At 72.0% G+C, this 19,689-nt stretch carries 21 protein-coding genes; 18 read left to right on the forward strand and 3 right to left on the reverse strand.

Going from position 1 to position 19,689, the window contains the following annotated elements; all coding sequences use genetic code 11:
• Positions 1–212 precede the first annotated feature (212 nt).
• The gene (locus DIZ27_RS08440) at positions 213–1,097 is read right to left on the reverse strand and encodes a hypothetical protein (RefSeq protein ID WP_109377691.1); all 885 of its coding nucleotides are present in this window, start codon (positions 1,095–1,097) and stop codon (positions 213–215) included.
• Between the two features lie 437 nt (positions 1,098–1,534).
• Between DIZ27_RS08440 and rplM the strand changes: the two genes are divergently transcribed.
• From rplM to glmM, 3 genes are all read left to right on the forward strand, one after another.
• On the forward strand, positions 1,535–1,978 hold the full coding sequence (gene rplM / locus DIZ27_RS08445; RefSeq protein ID WP_109377692.1) for a 50S ribosomal protein L13: 444 nt from the start codon (positions 1,535–1,537) through the stop codon (positions 1,976–1,978).
• Between the two features lie 42 nt (positions 1,979–2,020).
• A complete protein-coding gene (gene rpsI / locus DIZ27_RS08450; protein WP_109377693.1) occupies positions 2,021–2,533 on the forward strand; it encodes a 30S ribosomal protein S9 in 513 nt (170 codons plus the stop codon).
• Between the two features lie 398 nt (positions 2,534–2,931).
• A complete protein-coding gene (gene glmM / locus DIZ27_RS08455) occupies positions 2,932–4,290 on the forward strand; it encodes a phosphoglucosamine mutase (protein WP_109377694.1) in 1,359 nt (452 codons plus the stop codon).
• A gap of 94 nt (positions 4,291–4,384) precedes the next feature.
• Here the strand turns inward: glmM and coaA are convergent, their stop codons facing one another.
• Positions 4,385–5,374 (reverse strand): type I pantothenate kinase, encoded by a 990-nt coding sequence (coaA, locus tag DIZ27_RS08460; RefSeq protein WP_109377695.1) that lies wholly within the window; start codon positions 5,372–5,374, stop codon positions 4,385–4,387.
• A 356-nt stretch (positions 5,375–5,730) separates the two neighbouring features.
• Between coaA and DIZ27_RS08465 the strand changes: the two genes are divergently transcribed.
• The 9 genes from DIZ27_RS08465 (at position 5,731) to DIZ27_RS08500 (ending at position 14,177) form a co-directional block, all read left to right on the forward strand.
• Entirely contained in the window at positions 5,731–6,522 is a 792-nt protein-coding gene (locus tag DIZ27_RS08465) for a hypothetical protein (RefSeq protein WP_109377696.1), read from the forward strand.
• A gap of 118 nt (positions 6,523–6,640) precedes the next feature.
• The gene (glmS, locus tag DIZ27_RS08470) at positions 6,641–8,488 is read left to right on the forward strand and encodes a glutamine--fructose-6-phosphate transaminase (isomerizing) (RefSeq protein WP_109377697.1); all 1,848 of its coding nucleotides are present in this window, start codon (positions 6,641–6,643) and stop codon (positions 8,486–8,488) included.
• 37 nt (positions 8,489–8,525) lie between these two features.
• Positions 8,526–8,897 (forward strand): holo-ACP synthase, encoded by a 372-nt coding sequence (locus DIZ27_RS08475; RefSeq protein ID WP_109377859.1) that lies wholly within the window; start codon positions 8,526–8,528, stop codon positions 8,895–8,897.
• A gap of 2 nt (positions 8,898–8,899) precedes the next feature.
• Positions 8,900–9,070 carry a hypothetical protein gene (locus DIZ27_RS45620; protein WP_181383457.1) on the forward strand — a complete coding sequence of 57 codons (171 nt, stop codon included), beginning with the start codon at positions 8,900–8,902 and terminating at the stop codon, positions 9,068–9,070.
• A 159-nt stretch (positions 9,071–9,229) separates the two neighbouring features.
• Positions 9,230–10,690, forward strand: a complete 1,461-nt coding sequence (locus tag DIZ27_RS08480) for an NAD(P)H-hydrate dehydratase (RefSeq protein WP_109377698.1) — start codon at positions 9,230–9,232, stop codon at positions 10,688–10,690.
• Positions 10,691–10,789: 99 nt separating this feature from the next.
• Positions 10,790–11,962, forward strand: coding sequence for an alanine racemase (gene alr, locus DIZ27_RS08485; RefSeq protein WP_109377699.1), 1,173 nt, complete (start codon positions 10,790–10,792; stop codon positions 11,960–11,962).
• 56 nt (positions 11,963–12,018) lie between these two features.
• A complete protein-coding gene (locus DIZ27_RS08490) occupies positions 12,019–13,272 on the forward strand; it encodes an alpha/beta fold hydrolase (protein ID WP_109377700.1) in 1,254 nt (417 codons plus the stop codon).
• Positions 13,238–13,798: a tRNA (adenosine(37)-N6)-threonylcarbamoyltransferase complex ATPase subunit type 1 TsaE gene (gene tsaE, locus DIZ27_RS08495; RefSeq protein WP_109377701.1), complete on the forward strand. Its 561-nt coding sequence runs from the start codon at positions 13,238–13,240 to the stop codon at positions 13,796–13,798. The genes DIZ27_RS08490 and tsaE overlap by 35 nt, the downstream gene beginning before the upstream one ends.
• A gap of 190 nt (positions 13,799–13,988) precedes the next feature.
• The gene (locus DIZ27_RS08500) at positions 13,989–14,177 is read left to right on the forward strand and encodes a hypothetical protein (RefSeq protein ID WP_109377702.1); all 189 of its coding nucleotides are present in this window, start codon (positions 13,989–13,991) and stop codon (positions 14,175–14,177) included.
• Positions 14,178–14,218: 41 nt separating this feature from the next.
• Here DIZ27_RS08500 and DIZ27_RS08505 read toward each other — a convergent pair whose 3' ends face one another.
• On the reverse strand, positions 14,219–14,794 hold the full coding sequence (locus DIZ27_RS08505; RefSeq protein ID WP_109377703.1) for a hypothetical protein: 576 nt from the start codon (positions 14,792–14,794) through the stop codon (positions 14,219–14,221).
• 164 nt (positions 14,795–14,958) lie between these two features.
• On the opposite strand from DIZ27_RS08505, the gene tsaB reads away from it, so the two are divergent.
• The 6 genes from tsaB to DIZ27_RS08535 all read left to right on the forward strand — a co-directional run bounded on the left by tsaB (position 14,959) and on the right by DIZ27_RS08535 (position 19,682).
• Positions 14,959–15,612, forward strand: a complete 654-nt coding sequence (gene tsaB, locus DIZ27_RS08510; protein ID WP_109377704.1) for a tRNA (adenosine(37)-N6)-threonylcarbamoyltransferase complex dimerization subunit type 1 TsaB — start codon at positions 14,959–14,961, stop codon at positions 15,610–15,612.
• A 38-nt stretch (positions 15,613–15,650) separates the two neighbouring features.
• A complete protein-coding gene (locus DIZ27_RS08515; protein ID WP_109377860.1) occupies positions 15,651–16,235 on the forward strand; it encodes a GNAT family N-acetyltransferase in 585 nt (194 codons plus the stop codon).
• Positions 16,228–17,349, forward strand: coding sequence for a tRNA (adenosine(37)-N6)-threonylcarbamoyltransferase complex transferase subunit TsaD (gene tsaD, locus DIZ27_RS08520; RefSeq protein WP_109377705.1), 1,122 nt, complete (start codon positions 16,228–16,230; stop codon positions 17,347–17,349). The genes DIZ27_RS08515 and tsaD overlap by 8 nt, the downstream gene beginning before the upstream one ends.
• Entirely contained in the window at positions 17,346–17,606 is a 261-nt protein-coding gene (locus DIZ27_RS08525; protein ID WP_109377706.1) for a hypothetical protein, read from the forward strand. The genes tsaD and DIZ27_RS08525 overlap by 4 nt, the downstream gene beginning before the upstream one ends.
• Positions 17,607–17,779: 173 nt before the next feature.
• Positions 17,780–18,835, forward strand: coding sequence for a LacI family DNA-binding transcriptional regulator (locus DIZ27_RS08530; RefSeq protein WP_109377861.1), 1,056 nt, complete (start codon positions 17,780–17,782; stop codon positions 18,833–18,835).
• 214 nt (positions 18,836–19,049) lie between these two features.
• Positions 19,050–19,682: a Uma2 family endonuclease gene (locus DIZ27_RS08535; RefSeq protein WP_109377707.1), complete on the forward strand. Its 633-nt coding sequence runs from the start codon at positions 19,050–19,052 to the stop codon at positions 19,680–19,682.
• Positions 19,683–19,689: the final 7 nt, after the last annotated feature.

Below are 19,689 nucleotides of genomic sequence, written 5' to 3' on the forward strand. Positions count from 1 at the left end.
GCGGGCGGTCGTCGCCGTCGAGGGCCCGCCCGGCGGATCAGGTCGCAGGAAATCGACGGCGCCTCATCGGCGCGGGTGAGCGAAGCCGAGAGTGGGGGAGTCGGCGAGTGCCGACGACGCCGCTGGGGGTCCCCCTGCTGGAAGAGCTTGGGGGAGGGCGTGCCGGCCCCCGCGTCTGCGGCGTGATCGGCCGGACAGGCCCCGGGGCGTCGTCACTCGTTCGCGGCGGCTGATGCCTGGGCCTCGCCGCGGCGGCGGATCTGGCGGAAGGTGAACTCGGCGAGATCGTTGCCGGTGGTGAAGACGGCCTTGTCCTGCTCCGTCACGTCCTTGGCGGAGGTGAAACCGGACAGGGTGAAGTAGGCGTAGCGGCCGTAGGAGTTGGTGGTCGAGCGGCAGACCGCGCCGTCGCAGAACTCCTTGACGCCGCCGCCCGCGAGGGACTTGATGATGCTCCTCGTGTCGGCCTGCTGCTTGGCCTTGGCGGCCTGGGCCTCGGTGTCGAAGACGGCCACGCCCACCGTCACCGCGACGTCGTCCTTGGTATAGGTGACCCGGAGCAGGCGACTGCAGCCGTTGTCGGTGAGGACCTTGGGCAGTGTGGCCTTCGCGGCCGAGGCGCAGTCGCGGGTGTCGGCCGTCGGGCCCTTCTTGTACACCGTCTCGCCCATGGTGAGCTGCGTGCCCGGGAAGAGGACGTCCGGGGCCAGCGGCGCCCGGTCCTTCTTCACGTTGGAGATGAAGTCCTTCGGGTCCAGCGGCGGCGGGGCGCTCGTCGGGGCGAACGACGGGACCGCGCCGGTCGGGCTCGGCAGGTCGGCGGTCGCCGGCACCTGGGAGGACGGCCCGCCCGCGGCCTGGTTGCTGCCGTTCGCCGAGACGACGGCCACCGCCACGGCCGTGCCTATCGCGACGGTGGCGATCGCGCCGCCGCCGATGAACAGCAGCCGGCGCCGCTTGTGACGTGTCTCGGACGCCTCGGCCAGTGCGGCCCAGTCGGGTGACTGGCTGTTGCCGCCCCCGCTGTTCCAGGGCTGCTGAGACTGCGGTTTCCAGGGATCCCACTGCGAAGGAGGTCCCCCCTGCCCATAACTCATGGGGCGCATCTTAGACGGGGCGCGGGGTGTGCCGGACCGCCCCAACCCCGCGCGCGGGTCCTGGCGTTGCCGCCCTGGCGACGAGCAAAAGCGACATCTCCGGGTGGTTGGTGCGACCCGTGGACCGTGGCGTGGACGACGCCGTCGTCGTGGAGGCGGGCGGGAGGGGGATGGGCGGCGGCGGACGGCTGTAGAGTCGGTGTGGCCCACGCCCGGCGGACTCGTTTTGACCCGTCCGGCCGAGGGCGGGTATTCTGCATGTTTGTTATGTGTATTGGCTTGCTCATTCTCACGTGAGGGGCCCTTACACCGGTCCACCGGGCCGATGACCAGCGACCAGCACGCGGTTTGCGTCACCGCGGTGCGGTCAGGGCTGTCGTGATCGTCTTCGGTGACCATGTCAGGACCACTCACTGAAGAAGCGAAGGCTACGAACCGTGCGTACGTACAGCCCCAAGCCCGGCGATGTGACGCGCCAGTGGCACGTCATCGACGCTCAGGACATCGTCCTGGGTCGTCTGGCCTCCACTGCGGCCTCCATCCTGCGCGGCAAGCACAAGCCGATCTACGCCCCTCACGTCGACACCGGTGACTTCGTCATCATCATCAACGCCGACAAGGTGCACCTCTCCGGCAACAAGCGGACCCAGAAGATGGCGTACCGCCACTCGGGCTACCCGGGCGGTCTGCGCTCCGTCCGCTACGACGAGCTGCTGGAGAAGAACCCCGAGAAGGCCATCGAGAAGGCCGTCAAGGGCATGCTCCCCAAGAACACCCTGGGCCGTCAGATGCTCTCGAAGCTGAAGGTCTACGCGGGCGACCAGCACCCGCACGCTGCCCAGCAGCCGGTGCCGTTCGAGATCACCCAGGTCGCGCAGTAAGTCCGGCCACCCCCTAAGACTGAACAGAATCTGAGGAGCATCGTGGCCGAGACCACTGCCGAGCAGCCGCTCGAAGAGATCGACATCGACAGCTACACCACCGAGTCCGAGGTGCCCGTCGAGGGCGAGTACACCTCGGAGTCCATGGCCTCCCGCTTCGGCGAGCCGCAGCCGGCCGCCGGCCTGGGCCGTCGCAAGAACGCCATCGCCCGCGTCCGGATCATCCCGGGCTCCGGCAAGTGGAAGATCAACGGTCGCACCCTCGAGGACTACTTCCCGAACAAGGTGCACCAGCAGGAAGTCAACGAGCCCTTCAAGGTGCTCGAGCTCGAGGGTCGCTACGACATCGTCGCCCGCATCGCGGGTGGCGGCGTCTCCGGTCAGGCCGGTGCGCTCCGTCTCGGTGTCGCCCGTGCGCTGAACGAGGCGGACGTCGACAACAACCGCGGCGCGCTCAAGAAGGCCGGCTTCCTGCGCCGCGACGACCGCGCGGTCGAGCGGAAGAAGGCCGGTCTGAAGAAGGCCCGCAAGGCCCCGCAGTACAGCAAGCGCTGATTGCAGCTGCCCCTGCATGTACTCCGAACGCCCCGGCGGCACGCCACAGTGCCGCCGGGGCGTTCGTTTTCTCACTGCGACGGGCGTATAACGACACGAGGCGCTCGAAGGCTAATGTGATCGGATGGTCGAGTAGCGCTTGTCTTGGACCGCAGGTGCGGGAGCCGCCAGGGCAGCGCAACCGCCGAAGACCTCTGACACCTCGCACACCGCACCGGTGGCGCAACCGTCGAACGCGCCGACCGGTCAAACCCCTCGGTACAGCTCACAACGCCTCGGCCGACACCACGGCACCGTTTCCGGCACCGCCCCCGGTTCCGCCTTCGGTACCTCTTTCGACATGGCCGTCGACATGGTTTCGACACGGCTTCGATACTGACGCTTCCTCAGGAGGACAAGTGGGACGACTCTTCGGCACGGACGGTGTGCGCGGTGTCGCCAACGCGGACCTGACCGCCGAGATGGCGCTGGGTCTCTCCGTGGCCGCCGCGCACGTACTGGCCGAGGCGGGCACGTTCGAAGGGCACCGGCCGACCGCCGTGGTCGGACGCGACCCGCGGGCGTCCGGTGAGTTCCTGGAGGCCGCCATGGTCGCCGGGCTGGCCAGCGCCGGCGTGGACGTCCTGCGGGTCGGCGTGCTGCCGACGCCCGCCGTGGCGCACCTCACCGCAGCGCTCGGCGCGGACCTCGGTGTGATGCTGTCCGCGAGCCACAACGCGATGCCCGACAACGGCATCAAGTTCTTCGCGCGCGGCGGCCACAAGCTCGCCGACGAGCTGGAGGACCGGATCGAATCCGTGTACGAGGAGCACCGCACCGGCGCCCCCTGGGATCGCCCGACCGGAGCCGGTGTGGGCCGTGTGCGGGACTACGAGGAGGGGCTCGACACCTACGTCTCCCATCTCGTCGGCGTCCTGCCGAACCGGTTGGACGGTCTGCGCATCGTCCTCGACGAGGCGCACGGCGCCGCCTCCCGGGTCTCGCCGGAGGCGTTCGCGAGGGCCGGGGCCGAGGTCATCACCATCGGTGCCCAGCCGGACGGGCTGAACATCAACGACGGCTGCGGTTCCACCCACCTGGACCGGCTGAAGGTCGCGGTCGTCGAGCACGGGGCCGATCTCGGCATCGCGCACGACGGCGACGCCGACCGGTGCCTGGCCGTCGACCACACCGGTGCCGAGGTGGACGGCGACCAGATCCTCGCCGTGCTCGCCCTGGCGATGCGGGAGCGCTCCGCACTGCGCTCGGACACCGTCGTCGCGACCGTGATGTCCAACCTCGGCTTCAAGCTCGCCATGGAACGCGAAGGCATCCACTTCGTCCAGACCGCGGTCGGCGACCGGTACGTCCTGGAGCAGATGAAGGAGAAGGGCTACGCCCTCGGCGGCGAGCAGTCCGGCCACGTCATCGTCCTCGACCACGCGACCACGGGCGACGGCACGCTCACCGGTCTGCTGCTGGCGGCGCGCGTCGCCGAGACCGGGCGTTCGCTGCGCGAGCTGGCCTCGGTGATGGAGCGGCTGCCGCAGGTGCTCATCAACGTGCCGGACGTGGACAGGTCCCGGGTGAAGACGTCCGCGGAGCTCTCCGCGGCCGTGACGGAGGCCGAGCGCGAGCTGGGCGAGACCGGCCGCGTACTGCTCCGCCCCTCGGGCACCGAACCGCTGGTCCGCGTGATGGTGGAGGCCGCCGACATCGACCAGGCCCGCACGGTCGCGGGACGCCTGGCGGACGTGGTGAAGTCGGAGCTGGGTTAGGCCCCGGGCCGGGACGCGGGGATTTCGTGCAGGTGTAGGTGTTCGTGCCGGCTGGTCCAGAAGCGTTTCTGGGCCAGCAGGGTCAGTGCGGCCGTCACAGCTTGCGCAGCCGGAGACGCTGGACCTTGTGGTCCGGGCCCTTGCGGACGACGAGGGTGGCGCGGCCGCGGGTGGGGGCGATGTTCTCCACCAGGTTGGGCTTGTTGATGGTGCGCCACATCGTTCCGGCGTACTCGAGTGCCTCCGCCTCCGAGACCTGCGTGTACTTGCGGAAGTACGAGGACGGGTCCTGGAAGGCGGTCGCGCGCAGCTTGCGGAAGCGGTTGAGGTACCAGCGTTCGATGTCCTCGGTGCGGGCGTCCACGTACACGCTGAAGTCGAAGTAGTCGGCGAGACCGACGCGCGTACGGCCGTCCTTGCCGGGCAGCGCCGGCTGCAGGACGTTCAGTCCCTCGACGATCAGGATGTCCGGGCGGCGCACGGTGAGCAGTTCGCCGGGGACGATGTCGTAGATGAGGTGGGAGTAGACCGGGGCCGTCACCTCGTCCTTGCCGGCCTTGACGTCGGCGACGAAACGGGTGAGCGCGCGGCGGTCGAACGACTCGGGGAAGCCTTTGCGCGACATCAGGCCGCGTGCCTGGAGCTCCTTGGTGGGCAGCAGGAACCCGTCCGTGGTCACCAGCTCGACGCGCGGGTGCTCGGGCCAGCGGGACAGCAGGGCCTGGAGCAGACGGGAGACGGTGGACTTGCCGACGGCGACGGAACCGGCGACCCCTATGACGAAGGGAGTGCCGGACTGGGAGCCCTGTTCGCCGAGGAAGGTGTTCAGCGCGCCGCGGAGTCCGTCGGTGGCACCGACGTAGAGATTGAGCAGCCGGGACAGCGGGAGGTAGACGTCCCGCACCTCGTCGAGGTCGATGACGTCACCGAGACCGCGCAGCTGTTCCACCTCGTCGGCGGAGAGCGGCAGCGGCGTCTTGTGGCGCAGGGCGCTCCACTCGGCACGGGTGAGGTCGAGGTAGGGAGTCGCCTCCGGCCGCTGCCGGTGGGCGCTCCGGGACGTCGAGGAGGCCGGTGAGATCACGGTCCATTGTTAACGGAGTTTGAACGAGGTGGTGCGTGGGCTGTGTCACGCGGTGAGCGGTAGCGGGGGAAACCGAGGGGGGCTGTGAGAAGTCGCGCGTCCCGTGTCCGGCCTTTCTTCGCCCCGGGTGCGGCGTTTCGTGGCGACTCGGGCCGCTGTCGGGTCCACAGCCACAGCCGGGGGCGCCGTGTGAAGCGCGCCAGGTCCGGAACGGCGGACGCACGAGGGGTGATCACGTGACTGTCACGGTTCCCCTACGAGTGATCTCCCGATGATCATTTGGGAAGGGGCTGTGTCTATATTTCGTGCACCCTGCCGCGAACTCCTCCGCGCCTTCGAAGAAAGAGTCTTCCCCCATGAGAACCACCGCCGTCCGCCGCTCCGCTCTCGCCGCCTCCGCCGCCGCACTCGCCCTGCTCGTCACCGCCTGCGGCGGCTCCGCCGACAGCGGCAGTGGCAAGGGCGACGGGGGCAAGGCCGACTCCTCAGCCTCCGCCTCCGCCGCGCCCGCGGCCAAGGCGCTGACCGCGGCCGAACTGGAGAAGGCCGCGCTGGTCCAGGCCGACGTGAAGGACGGCAAGGTGGTCACGAAGGTGCCCGCGACGGACGACCTGAGCGCCGACAAGGTCAAGGCGGATGACGAGGCGTGCCAGCCCCTCGCCCACCTGCAGGTCGCGGTCCCGGTCGGCTCGCCCGCCGCCACCGTCAAGCGGTCCTGGACCGGTGAGGCGAAGAAGCCCGCCGAGGACGCGAGCCCGCAGGAGGCCCTGCTCGCCGGTCTTGCCGTGGACAAGGTCTTCGTCACGCTCGCCTCCTACGAGGACGGCGGTGCCGAGCAGGTCCTCAAGGACGTCGACGCCGCTGTCGCGAAGTGCGCCGGGGGCTTCACCGCCACCGCCGGCGGCGAGAAGCTCGAGTTCCTGAAGGCCGCCAAGGCCGAGGGGCCGAAGGGTGCCGACGAGTCCGTCGAGATCACCCTGACGATGGCCGCCGAGGAGGACGTCGAGGCGCCCGTCAAGATCGTCGTCGCGCGCACCGGCGCCACCGTCGCCGGCTTCTCGGCGATCAACTTCGGTGCGATTGCCGCCGGCGAGGAAGCCCCCTTCCCGGCGCAGATCTCCGACGCCCAGCTCGCCAAGCTCGGCTGACCTCCGGCCGCCGTGATTCCCACCGGTGCCCGGACGGCATCCGCGCACCGGTGGGAATTTCCGATGTCGGGCACGCGGCGGCCGTTCTCCGAACCTGACGGGTCATAAGCTGCCGGGCATGTGCGGAATCGTGGGATACGTGGGGCCGCAGTCGGCGCTGGACGTCGTGACGGCCGGACTGAAACGGCTGGAATACCGGGGCTACGACTCGGCGGGCGTGGCCGTCCTCGCGGACGGTGGGCTCGCCACGGCGAAACGGGCCGGGAAACTGGTCAACCTGGAGAAGGAGCTGGCCGCCCGGCCGCTCCCCACCGGGGCGACCGCCATCGGCCACACCCGCTGGGCCACGCACGGCGGCCCCACCGACGCCAACGCCCACCCGCACCTCGACAACGCGGGCCGGGTCGCCGTCGTCCACAACGGCATCATCGAGAACTTCGCCGAACTGCGGACCGAACTCGCCGAGCGCGGCCACCACCTGGCCTCCGAGACGGACACCGAGGTCGTCGCCCACCTGCTCGCCGAGGAGTTCTCCTCCTGCGCGGACCTCGCCGAGGCGATGCGCCTGGTCTGCCGCCGCCTGCTCGGTGCCTTCACCCTGGTCGCCGTCCACGCGGACGCGCCGGACACGGTCGTCGGCGCACGCCGCAACTCGCCGCTCGTGGTGGGCGTCGGTGCGGGCGAGTCCTTCCTCGCCTCGGACGTCGCCGCGTTCATCGACCACACCCGCTCCGCGATCGAACTCGGCCAGGACCAGGTCGTCGAGCTGCGCCGGGACGGAGTCACGGTCACCGGCTTCGACGGCGCACCGGCGGACGTCCGCACGTACCACGTCGACTGGGACGCCTCCGCCGCCGAGAAGGCCGGCTACGCCTCCTTCATGCTCAAGGAGATCGCCGAGCAGCCGAAGGCGGTCGCCGACACCCTGCTGGGCCGCATCGACGGCTCCGGCACCCTGTCCCTGGACGAGGTGCGGATCCCCCCGGAGGCGCTGCGCGAGGCCGACAAGGTCGTCATCGTCGCCTGCGGCACGGCCTTCCACGCCGGGCTGATCGCCAAGTACGCCATCGAGCACTGGACGCGGATTCCCTGCGAAGTCGAGCTGGCGAGCGAGTTCCGCTACCGCGATCCGATCCTGGACCAGCAGACCCTGGTCATCGCCGTCTCCCAGTCCGGCGAGACCATGGACACGCTGATGGCCCTGCGGCACGCCCGAGAACAGGGCGCCCGGGTCCTGGCCATCTGCAACACCAACGGCTCGACCATCCCGCGCGAGTCGGACGCCGTGCTCTACACCCACGCCGGCCCCGAGGTCGCCGTCGCCTCGACCAAGGCCTTCCTGACCCAGCTGGTCGCCTGCTACCTGGTCGCCCTGTACCTGGCCCAGGTCCGCGGCACGAAGTACGGCGACGAGATCCGCGCCGTCGTCCGGGACCTGTCCTCCATCGCAGGGTCGGTGGAGTGCGTCCTGGGGACGATGGAACCGGTACGGGAACTCGCCCGCACCCTCGCCCACAAGGACACGGTGCTGTTCCTGGGCCGGCACGTCGGCTACCCGGTCGCCCTGGAGGGCGCGCTCAAGCTCAAGGAGCTCGCCTACATGCACGCGGAGGGCTTCGCCGCGGGCGAGCTGAAGCACGGCCCGATCGCCCTGGTCGAGGACGGCCTGCCGGTCGTCGTGGTCGTCCCTTCACCACGCGGCCGCTCCGTCCTCCACGACAAGATCGTCTCCAACATCCAGGAGATCCGCGCCCGGGGCGCCCGCACCATCGTCATCGCCGAGGACGACGACGAGGAGGTGACCCCCTACGCCGACCACCTCATCCGCATCCCACCGACCCCGACCCTCCTCCAGCCCCTGGTCGCCACGGTCCCCCTCCAGGTCTTCGCCTGCGAACTCGCCACCGCCCGCGGCAACGAGGTCGACCAGCCCCGCAACCTGGCGAAGTCGGTCACGGTCGAGTGAACCCGCCGGGATCCGGTGGCGCCGTAAAGTGCTCGGCATGAGCATCATCGGGGTCGGGATCGATGTGGCCGAGATCGAGCGGTTCGCGGCGTCGTTGGAACGGACGCCGGGGCTCGCGCGGCGATTGTTCGTGGAGGGTGAGCTGCTGCTGGCGAGCGGGGAGCGGCGGGGCGTGGCCTCGCTGGCCGCGCGGTTCGCCGCCAAGGAGGCGCTGGCCAAGGCGCTCGGGGCGCCCGGCGGGCTGTACTGGACCGATGCCGAGGTGTACTGCGAGGACAGTGGGCAGCCCCGGCTGCGGGTGAAGGGGACGGTGGCGGCGCGGGCCGCGGAGCTGGGCGTGCGGTCGTGGCACGTCTCGCTCAGCCATGACGCCGGCGTGGCCTCGGCGGTCGTGGTCGCGGAGGGGTGACGGTGGCCGCCGTGCACCGGATCCTGCTGGGGTTTCCCGGGGTCGGGGGAGCCGGGGTCGAGCTGCCGGTGTGGGGCCAGGTGCTTCTCGGTGTCGCTGCCCTGCTCGTTGTGGTGTTCGCGTTGGTGCGTATGGTCCGGCTGCTGCGGCAGGGACGTGAACGGCGCCGGTGACCGGCCGGGCGGGGAAGTGCCCGGTCGCCCGGCGGCACGGCGTGCCGTCAATGGACGCGACGGGTATGCGGGCCTCGACGGTTTCCGACCGGCTTACGAGACGCGGGACGGCTTCCCGGATACGGGAGTGGGGACGTTTCGTACGGGACACTCGGACGTATGCGTACTGCGTACAGCGTGGAGACGGTCAGGGCGGCGGAGCGGGAACTGATGGCGCGACTGCCGGAGGGCGCGCTGATGCAGCGCGCCGCCGCCGGGCTCGCCGCGGCCTGCGCGGAGCTGCTGGGGCGGGGCGCCCTGGGCGGACGGGTCTACGGAAGCAGGGTCGTCCTGCTGGTCGGCAGCGGGGACAACGGCGGCGACGCCCTCTACGCCGGTGCCCGGCTGGCCCGGCGCGGCGCGGGCGTCACGGCGGTGCTGCTCGCGCCGGAGCGCGCCCATGCCGCCGGGCTCGCGGCGTTGCGCCGGGCAGGGGGCCGGGCCGTGGGGGCCGGCGGTGCCGAGGCGTTGATCCGGCGGGCCGATCTCGTCGTGGACGGCATCGTCGGGATCGGCGGCAAGGGCGGACTGCGGCCGGACGCGGTGCCGCTCGCCGAGGCCGCCGAGCGGTCGCGCGGCGCGGTCGTCGCCGTCGACCTGCCGAGCGGTGTCGACGCGGACACCGGCGAGGTCCGCGGCACCGCGCTCCGGGCCGACCTCACGGTGACCTTCGGGACGCACAAGCCGGGACTGCTCGTCGATCCGGCACGGGAGCACGCGGGGTCGGTACGGCTCGTCGACATCGGGCTGGAACTGTCGGCCGAGCCGGTGCTGGAGGCGCTCCAGCACGCCGATGTGGCACGGCTGCTGCCGGTGCCCGGCGCGGAGAGCGACAAGTACCGGCGTGGCGTCGTCGGGATCGCCGCCGGGTCCGCCCGCTATCCCGGCGCCGCCGTGCTCGCGGTGTCCGGCGCGCTGCGGGGCGGCGCCGGGGCCGTACGGTACGTCGGTCCCGCCGCCCGGGACGTGATCGCCCGCTTCCCCGAGACGCTGGTGTCCGACCGGGGGCCGGAGCACGCCGGGCGGGTGCAGGCGTGGGTCGTCGGGCCCGGGGCCGGTGACGACGCCGGGCCCGTGGCGGAGGTCCTGGCGGCGGACGTACCGGTGCTGATCGACGCGGACGGACTGCGGCTGGCCGACGTCTCGGCCGTACGGGCACGCCGGGCGCCCACACTGATGACCCCGCACGCCGGCGAGGCCGCCGCGCTGCTCGGCGTGGAACGGGAGGAGGTCGAGGGCGGCCGGCTGGCCGCGGCGCGTGAACTGGCCGGACGGTACGGGGCGACCGTGCTGCTCAAGGGCTCCACGACGCTGGTCGCCGATCCGGGCGCCGGGACGGCGACGGCCGTACGGGTGAACCCGACCGGCACGTCCTGGCTGGCCACGGCCGGGAGCGGGGACGTCCTGTCCGGACTGGCGGGCTCGCTGCTGGCGGCCGGACTGGCGCCACTGGACGCGGGCAGCGCGGCGGCCTACCTGCACGGCCTCGCCGGACGGTTCGCGGCGGACGGCGCGCCGGTGGGGGCGCACGACGTGGCGGAGGCGCTCCCGGCGGCCTGGCGGGACGTCGTTCGCGGGTGAGGGCGGGGAGGCCGGGGAAGGAGGCGGCCGGGGAGGCCGCCCGGTGGTGCAGGACCGCTCCCTGTGGGGTCTCGTACCGCTCTGAGACACTGGGGCGCGATGAACGAGACAGATGCTGTGCGGGGCGCGACGCTGCGGGCCCGCGCCGAGATCGATCTGGCCGCGCTGCGCGCCAACGTGCGGAGCCTGCGTGCCCACGCGCCCGGTGCCGCCTTCATGGCCGTGGTCAAGGCGGACGGCTACGGGCACGGCGCGGTCCCGTGCGCGCGGGCGGCCGTCGAGGCCGGGGCGACCTGGCTCGGTACGGCCACCCCGCAGGAGGCCCTGGCGCTGCGCGCGCCCGGCGCCGGGGTGCCGGACGACGTGCGCGTCATGTGCTGGCTGTGGACGCCCGGCGGGCCCTGGCGGGAGGCGATCGAGGCCGATCTCGACGTATCCGTCAGCGGCCTGTGGGCGCTGGAGGAGGTCACCGCGGCCGCGCGTCTCGCCGGGCGGCCCGCGCGCGTCCACCTCAAGGCCGACACCGGCCTCGGGCGGGGCGGCTGTATGCCCGGGGACTGGGCCGAGCTGATCGCCGGAGCGCTGCGCGCCGAGGCCGACGGACTGCTGCACGTCGTGGGCCTGTGGTCGCACCTCGCCTGCGCCGACGAGCCGGGGCACCCCTCCATCGAGGCCCAGCTCACCCGCTTCCGGGAGATGGTGGCGCGGGCCGAGCAGCAGGGCATCGACCCCGAGGTCCGGCACATCGCCAACTCGGCCGCCACCCTCACCCTCCCCGAGAGCCACTTCGACCTCGTCCGGTCCGGCATCGCGCTCTACGGCGTCTCGCCCAGCCCCGAGATCGGCACCCCCGCCGACTTCGGGCTGCGTCAGGTGATGACCCTGACCGCCTCCCTCGCCCTGGTGAAGCACGCCCCGGGCGGAGAGGGCATCGGGTACGGCCACCACTACGTCACCCCGGGCGCGACCACCCTCGGCCTCGTCCCGCTCGGCTACGCGGACGGCATCCCGCGGCACGCCTCCTCCGCCGGCCCGGTGCTGGTCGAGGGCAAGTGGCGCACGGTCGCGGGGCGGATCGCGATGGACCAGTTCACCGTCGACCTGGGCGGGGACGAACCCCGGGCGGGCGCCGAGGCGGTCCTCTTCGGCCCCGGCGACCGCGGTGAACCCACGGTCAAGGACTGGGCGCAGGCCGCGGGCACCATCGGGTACGAGATCGTCACCCGGATCGGAACCCGCGTTCCGCGCGTCCATGTGAATGCGATGCCGTAGACGCGACGCCGTGAACGCGGACGCGGCAGGCACGGAGACAACGGAGGAGCCCGTACGTGAGCGAGAGCAGCGCGGAGGCCGTCACGACCGCCGTCACGGCGGTTGCCGACTCCGCCGCCGCGGCGTCCGGCGGCTGGCGCCGGGCGACCGGTGTCGCCGGTGTCGCGATAGGCGTGCTCGCGACGGGCGCCGCCGCCGGCGTCGCCATAGAGCGGATGACGGTCGGCCGGGGCATGCGCAAGAAGGCCCGGCTCGCCCTCGACTCCACGGGACCCTACGGCTCGCTGCGCGGCGCCCCCGGCAAGGCGTACGCCGAGGACGGCACAGAGCTGTACTACGAGGTCGACGACCTCGACCCCGACCCCGCCGCCGCTCCCGCACGGCGCCGCCGACTGTTCGGCCGCAAGTCGCCCGCCCCCGTCACCGTCGTCTTCAGCCACGGCTACTGCCTCAGCCAGGACTCCTGGCACTTCCAGCGGGCCGCGCTCAGGGGCGTCGTACGGACCGTGCACTGGGACCAGCGCAGCCACGGCCGCTCCGGGCGGGGCGCGGCCCAGACCGAGCGGGGCGAGCCGGTCACCATCGACCAGCTCGGACAGGACCTCAAGGCCGTCATCGACGCCGCCGTCCCCGAGGGGCCCATCGTGCTGGTCGGGCACTCCATGGGTGGGATGACGGTGATGGCCCTCGCCGACCGGTACCCCGAGCTGATCCGCGAGCGGGTCGTCGGTGTCGCCCTCGTCGGTACGTCGTCGGGGCGGCTCGGTGAGGTCAACTTCGGGCTGCCCGTGGCCGGTGTCAACGCGGTGCGGCGGGTGCTGCCCGGAGTGCTGAAGGCGCTGGTGCAGCGGGCCGAGCTGGTGGAGAAGGGGCGCCGGGCCACGGCGGACCTGTTCGCCGGAGTCATCAAGCGGTACTCGTTCGCGACCCGGGACATAGACCCGGCCGTCGCCCGCTTCGCCGAGCGGATGATCGAGTCCACCCCGATCGACGTCGTCGCCGAGTACTACCCGGCGTTCAGCGACCACGACAAGACCGAGGCCCTCGCCCACTTCGCCGAGCTCCCGGTGCTGGTGCTGACCGGGGTGCGGGACCTGGTGACGCCCAGCGAGCACAGCGAGGCCATCGCCGACCTGCTGCCGGACGCGGAACTCGTGCAGGTGCCCGACGCCGGGCACCTGGTGATCCTGGAGCATCCGGAAGTGGTCACCGACCGCCTCGCGGACCTGTTGGTCCGCGCGGGAGCAGTGCCCGCAGGAGCTACCGTGGGTGCCTATGGAAGCACCAGCAGCACCGGACAACCAGGCTGAGCAGCCGCAGCCGCCCGAGTCCTCCACGTCGGCCGCGCGCTCCGTCGGGCTCGAGCTCACCATCACCTCGGCCGAACAGATGCGGGAACTGGGCCGCAAGCTCGCCAAGCTGCTGCGCGCCGGCGACCTCGTGATGCTCACCGGTGAGCTGGGCGCGGGCAAGACCACGCTGACCCGCGGGCTCGGCGAGGGGCTCGGGGTGCGCGGTGCCGTCACCTCACCGACGTTCGTGATCGCCCGCGTCCACCCGTCCCTGGGGGACGGCCCGCCGCTGCTCCACGTCGACGCGTACCGGCTCTCCGGCGGGCTGGACGAGATGGAGGACCTCGATCTCGACGTCTCGCTGCCCGAGTCGGTGATCGTCGTGGAGTGGGGCGAGGGCAGGATCGAGGAACTGACCGAGGACCGGCTCCAGCTCGTCATCCACCGCGCGGTCGGCGACACGGCGGACGAGGTACGGCACGTGACGCTGACCGGCCTGGGCGACCGCTGGGCGGGCACCGACCTGAGCGTGCTGTCGGCCTGAGCCGGGAGGTACCGGTCCGGGGAGGTCGCGGGGAGGCTGGGTGGGGGCCGCTTCCCCCGTACGTTCTCCATGCGTTCCGACAAGGTGTCGGCAAAATGTTGCGTTCGGTGTCCCGGGCGTGGTCACATGGTGTCCAGCTCGTAGTTAGGTCTACCTAACCACGTCCGCCCCCGGCCCCCAGGAGGCGTCCATGCCGGCCATCGAGAGCTCTCGCCGGACGACCGAGACACGGCCGCAGTCGTTCACCGGGGTTTCGATGCGGGACCTGCTGGCCGCCGGTGCGGCCGCCGCCGCGGTCTCCACCCCGCCCCGCGCCCCCGAGCCGCTGCCGCAGTCGCGGCCCGCGGAGCCGACCGGCACCCACCGCGACGCCGCCTGACCTGTGGCCGCCGCCTGACCTGTAAGGGCAGGCCCCGGCGGCTACCGGACGACGACGACCTTGCGGCCGATCGTCGCGAACTTCCACATCGCCCTGCCGTCCGCCCGGGTCTCGCGGACACCGCCCGTGCGGACCTTCGGGTCGAGTTCCGGAACCGAGCCGTCCACGGCCGCGCTGAAGCCGATCACCGTGCCGTCGATGTCGGCGAAACGGACGACGTGTTCGACCGGGACACCGTCCGATCCGGTGACCTTCCCGGAACGGGAGGTGACCCGGTAGGTGCCCGGCTCCGGGTCCACCGTGCCGGGCTTGACCGTGAAGGTGCGCTCGACCTTGCCGCTCTTCTCGACGAGCCACACCTGGTCGGTGTCCAGCGCGTACACGACCCGGGCGCCCTGGCCGGAGCCTCTGGGTGGTGCGGTGAGGGTGCCGGCGTCGTGGGTGCCGTCTGCGTCCTCAGTGCCTCGGTCCGCCTGCACGCCACCCGGCGCGGTGCCCGCGCGGGTGGCGCGCGGGTGGGCCGAGGCGTTCGACGCTGCCTGGTGGCCGAGGAAGGCGACCGTCGCGAGGGCGGCCGCGGTCAGTCCCGCCACGATCGCCGAGCTGTTGCCTGCCACCGCCCTCACCTCAGCCCCACGTCTGTCGTTACGTCTGTCGTTACGTCTGTCATTGAATGTCAGAAATGATCCAGAATTGCGCGTACGCCGATGTGACGGTAGCAGTACGTAGCCGTTCGACCGGGCCGTCCGACACGGGCCCTGGGGAGCCGTAGGCTGTTTGTGTGCTCTTGCTCGCTCTGGATACCGCCACCCCCGCCGTCACCGTCGCGCTGCACGACGGCGACGACGTCATCGCCTCCTCGAGCCAGGTGGACGCCCGCCGACACGGCGAGCTGCTGCTCCCGGCGATCGACCGGGTGCTCGACGAAGCCGGTCTGAAGATGGGCGCCGTCACCGGGATCGTCGTCGGTATCGGTCCCGGTCCGTACACCGGGCTGCGGGTCGGCCTGATGACCGCGGACACCTTCGGGCTCGCGCTCGGCGTCCCCGTGCACGGTGTGTGCACGCTGGACGGCCTCGCCTACGCAGCCGACCTGGAGGGCCCCTTCGTCGTGGCGACCGACGCCCGCCGCAAGGAGGTCTACTGGGCGCGCTACGCCGACTCACGCACCCGCCTCACCGACCCCGCCGTCGACCGCCCCGCCGACATCGCCGGGCAGGTCGCGGGGCTGCCCGCGGTCGGCGCGGGTGCGCTGCTGTACCCCGAGACCTTCCCCAGGGCGCACGAGCCGGAGCACGTGTCGGCCGCCGCTCTCGCCCGGCTGGCCGCCGAGCGGCTGGCAGCGGGGGAGGAACTGCCCGCGCCCCGGCCGCTGTACCTGCGGCGGCCCGATGCCCAGGTCCCCAAGAACTACAAGGTGGTCACCCCCAAGTGACAGGACCCGAGAACCCCGAGAACGCCGTACTGCGTGAGATGCGCTGGTGGGACATCGAACCCGTGCTCCAGGTGGAGCGCGAACTGTTCCCCGAGGACGCCTGGTCACGGGGGATGTTCTGGTCCGAGCTGGCCCATGCGCGCGGGCCCGCCGCGACCCGCAGGTATGTGGTCGCCGAGGAGGGCGACCGCCTCGTCGGATACGCGGGGCTCACCGCCGCGGGTGCGCAGCCCGACGGTGACGGAGCGTCCGGTGACGGGACGTCCGGCGGGGACGCCGCCGGGGTGGCCGACGTCCAGACCATCGCCGTCACCCGGGACCACTGGGGCACCGGCCTCGGCTCGCGGCTGCTGACGGAACTGCTGCGGGCGGCGACCGCGTTCGAGTGCGCCGAGGTGTTCCTGGAGTGCCGGATCGACAACGTCCGTGCCCAGAAGCTGTACGAGCGCTTCGGCTTCGAGAGCATCGGGGTCAGGAAGGGCTACTACCAGCCGGGGAACGTGGACGCCCTGGTGATGCGGCTGACCGACCCGGCGACCTCTGTGCATCCGGCGAACCCGATGAGCGCGACGAACCCGACGAACCCCGCGAACGGCGTAGAAGGAACCGAGATCCATGGCTGACGAACCCCTGGTGCTGGGGATCGAGACCTCCTGCGACGAGACCGGTGTCGGAGTCGTCCGGGGCACCACCCTGCTGGCCGACGCCGTCGCCTCCAGCGTCGACGAGCACGCCCGCTTCGGCGGCGTCGTCCCGGAGGTCGCCTCTCGGGCGCACCTCGAGGCGATGGTGCCGACGATCGACCGCGCGCTGAAGGAGGCGGGGGTGAGCGCCCGGGACCTGGACGGCATCGCCGTCACCGCCGGTCCGGGCCTCGCCGGCGCGCTGCTCGTCGGCGTCTCGGCGGCCAAGGCGTACGCCTACGCCCTCGGCAAACCCCTCTACGGCGTCAACCACCTCGCCTCGCACATCTGCGTCGACCAGCTGGAGCACGGACCGCTGCCCGAGCCGACGATGGCGCTGCTGGTGTCCGGCGGGCACTCCTCGCTGCTGCTGTCCGCGGACATCACCTCCGACGTCCGCCCCATGGGCGCCACCATCGACGACGCGGCGGGCGAGGCCTTCGACAAGGTCGCGCGCGTGCTGAACCTCGGCTTCCCCGGCGGTCCGGTCATCGACCGGTACGCGCGCGAGGGGGACCCGAACGCGATCGTGTTCCCACGCGGGCTCACCGGTCCGCGCGACCCGGCGTACGACTTCTCCTTCTCCGGCCTCAAGACGGCCGTGGCCCGCTGGATCGAGGCCAAGCGGGCGGCGGGGGAGGAGGTCCCGGTGCGCGACGTGTCGGCGTCCTTCCAGGAGGCGGTCGTGGATGTGCTCACCCGCAAGGCCGTACGCGCCTGCAAGGACGAGGGTGTCGACCATCTGATGATCGGCGGTGGAGTGGCCGCCAACTCCCGGCTGCGGGCGCTGGCCCAGGAGCGCTGCGAGGCGGCCGGCATCCGGCTGCGCGTGCCACGCCCCAAGCTGTGCACGGACAACGGCGCGATGGTGGCCGCCCTGGGTGCGGAGATGGTCGCCCGGGGCCGGGCCGCCTCCGACTGGGACCTGTCCGCCGACTCGTCGCTCCCGGTGACGGAACCCCACGTCCCGGGCGAGGCCCACACTCGCAGCCACAGCCATGACCACGACCACGACCACGTTCATGAGGTCAGCAAGGAGAACCTGTACTCATGACCGTCGCGTTGATGTGGGAGGCGCGGGCGGTGCCGGACCGGGGCGAGGACCTGCTGGCCTGGGCGCGGACCCAGGAGCTCGGCGGCGACCCGCCCCTGCGCCGGGAGACCTTCCGCGCCCCGCAGGACCGCGTCCTGGTCATCACCTGGTGGGACGCCCCGTACGACGCCGACCTCCCCGAACTCCCCGAGCCGGACGGGGACCTGGTCACCCGCCCGGTACACCGCTGGCGCTTCGAGTCGGTGGCGGCGGACTGACCGGCGTCCCGCGCGGGCGACCGGCCGTGGTTCCAGGGCGCCCGGGGTTCGGCCGGGCGACGGCCTGCTCGGTCGACGAACACCGAATGTTTCGGTCCTTGTGTCGAATGTTCTGGGATTCCGTGGTGCGGGAGAGGGTCGCCAAGGAGGTCCGCGGGGATACGATCGCCGCCATGACTTCCCCGCAGCCCGCTGAAACCAAGACGCGAGGGCGCGGCACGCAGACCGCGACCCTCGCCGAGATCGCCCGCGAGGCCGGTGTCTCCGCGCCGACTGTTTCGAAGGTGCTGAACGGGCGAGCCGACGTCGCCCCCGCCACCCGCAGCCGGGTGGAGGAGTTGCTGCGCTCCCACGGCTACCGGCGCCGCCGCGCCGAGGCGTCCCGCTCGCCCCTGATCGACCTGGTCTTCCACGAGCTGGAGAGCGCCTGGGCGATGGAGGTCATCCGGGGCGTGGAGAACGTGGCCAGGGACGCCGGACTGAGCGTCGTGCTCTCCGAGAGCGCGGGACGGCTCACGCCGGGGCGCACCTGGGCCGACCAGGTCGCCGCGCGCCGCCCGCACGGCGTCATCCTCGTCCTGTCCGGCCTCGACGAGTCCGGGCGGGCGCTGCTGACCAGCCGTTCCATCCCGTTCGTGGTGATGGACCCGGCGGGCGACCCGGGCACCGACGTGCCCTCCATCGGTGCGACCAACTGGCAGGGCGGCCTCGCCGCCACCCGGCATCTGGTCGAGCTGGGGCACACCAGGATCGGGGCGATCAGCGGCCCCTCGCGGATGATGTGCAGCCGCGCCCGCGTCGACGGTTACCGGGCGGCGCTGGAGACCGGCGGGCTTCCGGTGGACCCCGGGCTGATCATGCCCGGCGACTTCCATCACGAGACCGGTTACCGCCAGGGCCTCGCCCTGCTGCGCCGCGAGGACCGGCCCACGGCGGTCTTCGCCGGCAACGACCTCCAGGCGCTCGGTCTCTACGAGGCCGCGCGTGAGCTGGGCCTGCGGATCCCCGAGGACCTGAGCGTGGTCGGGTTCGACGATCTGCCGGTGGCCCGTTGGGTGGGGCCGCCGCTGACGACCGTACGGCAGCCGCTGACCGAGATGGCCGAGGCGGCGGCCAGGCTGGTCCTCGACCTGGGCAAGGGCGAGGGCGCGGCGGCCGCGACCCGGGTGGAACTGGCCACGAGCCTGGTGGTGCGCAGCAGCACGGGAGCGCCGCCGGCCGGGGTCTGACGCTCTCGGTCACTCCGGGGTTCCGGTGGGGCTTGGAGTCCGGGGATCTCGACGGCCGGGAGAGGTGGGCGGGAGACCCGAGGGGCCATGATCACCCGATCGGCTGAACGGTACCGGTTGCGGCGCGTGGAGTCTCTTCGTGACCGTAGCGTCGCGGTGTCGCTTGTGCCGCAGTGGCGCCCGCGCCCACACTTGAAGGAGGAGGTGCTTCTCGATGACCGCTCTCGCAGAAGAGGTGGCCCCAGTGGCGTACAAGCCTGTTTCCGAGCCGGGTTCCGACCTGGACGAGGTCCTGTGGCAGGCGTGGAAGGCCATGGATCTCCCCGAGGGCTACCGGGCCGAGATCATCGAAGGGTCCATCGAGGTGTCGCCTACCGGTCGTCGTCGTCATACCGTGCTCATCGGCCGTCTTCGCAGGTTGCTGGATGCGCACCTGACGGGTAGTGGCTATGCGGTCCACAACGACGGGAACGTCATCCACCGTCAGAAGGCCTGGGTCCCCGACCTGTTCGTGGCCCCCCTCGACCTCGACGAGATCCCGGACGAGGACGGTCTCGGTGTGGACGCCGCCGGGGTCGAGATGGTCGTCGAGGTCACCTCGCCCGGCCACCGGAACCTCCAGCGCGACCGCGTCCGCAAGTGCCGGGAGTACGCCCGTGCCGGGATTCCGGTGTACGTGATCATCGACGACTTCGACGACGAGGGAGCCGTGCTCGTCCTGACGTCCCCCGATCCCAAGAAGGCCAAGTACGCCGACGAGCACCGCGTTCCCTACGGCACCGACGCGGTGATCCCGGAGGGGCCGGCCAAGGGCTTCGCCGTCGGCAAGGCGATCGTCGGGTCCTGAACCGGCC

Origin of the sequence: Streptomyces sp. NWU339, from assembly GCF_003143855.1 — a bacterium.
Taxonomy (GTDB): domain Bacteria; phylum Actinomycetota; class Actinomycetes; order Streptomycetales; family Streptomycetaceae; genus Streptomyces.

Excerpts from the sequence above, each read along its gene's own strand:
- DIZ27_RS08515 (WP_109377860.1), top strand. The coding sequence starts at position 15,651 with ATGCGCTGGTGGGACATCGAACCCGTGCTCCAGGTGGAGCGCGAACTG.
- DIZ27_RS08475 (WP_109377859.1), top strand. The coding sequence starts at position 8,526 with ATGAGCATCATCGGGGTCGGGATCGATGTGGCCGAGATCGAGCGGTTC.
- alr (WP_109377699.1), top strand. The coding sequence starts at position 10,790 with ATGAACGAGACAGATGCTGTGCGGGGCGCGACGCTGCGGGCCCGCGCC.
- tsaD (WP_109377705.1), top strand. The coding sequence starts at position 16,228 with ATGGCTGACGAACCCCTGGTGCTGGGGATCGAGACCTCCTGCGACGAG.
- DIZ27_RS08525 (WP_109377706.1), top strand. The coding sequence starts at position 17,346 with ATGACCGTCGCGTTGATGTGGGAGGCGCGGGCGGTGCCGGACCGGGGC.
- DIZ27_RS08465 (WP_109377696.1), top strand. The coding sequence starts at position 5,731 with ATGAGAACCACCGCCGTCCGCCGCTCCGCTCTCGCCGCCTCCGCCGCC.
- DIZ27_RS08530 (WP_109377861.1), top strand. The coding sequence starts at position 17,780 with ATGACTTCCCCGCAGCCCGCTGAAACCAAGACGCGAGGGCGCGGCACG.
- DIZ27_RS08440 (WP_109377691.1), bottom strand. The coding sequence starts at position 1,097 with ATGAGTTATGGGCAGGGGGGACCTCCTTCGCAGTGGGATCCCTGGAAA.
- DIZ27_RS08500 (WP_109377702.1), top strand. The coding sequence starts at position 13,989 with ATGCCGGCCATCGAGAGCTCTCGCCGGACGACCGAGACACGGCCGCAG.
- DIZ27_RS08535 (WP_109377707.1), top strand. The coding sequence starts at position 19,050 with ATGACCGCTCTCGCAGAAGAGGTGGCCCCAGTGGCGTACAAGCCTGTT.
- glmS (WP_109377697.1), top strand. The coding sequence starts at position 6,641 with ATGTGCGGAATCGTGGGATACGTGGGGCCGCAGTCGGCGCTGGACGTC.
- tsaE (WP_109377701.1), top strand. The coding sequence starts at position 13,238 with ATGGAAGCACCAGCAGCACCGGACAACCAGGCTGAGCAGCCGCAGCCG.
- DIZ27_RS08480 (WP_109377698.1), top strand. The coding sequence starts at position 9,230 with ATGCGTACTGCGTACAGCGTGGAGACGGTCAGGGCGGCGGAGCGGGAA.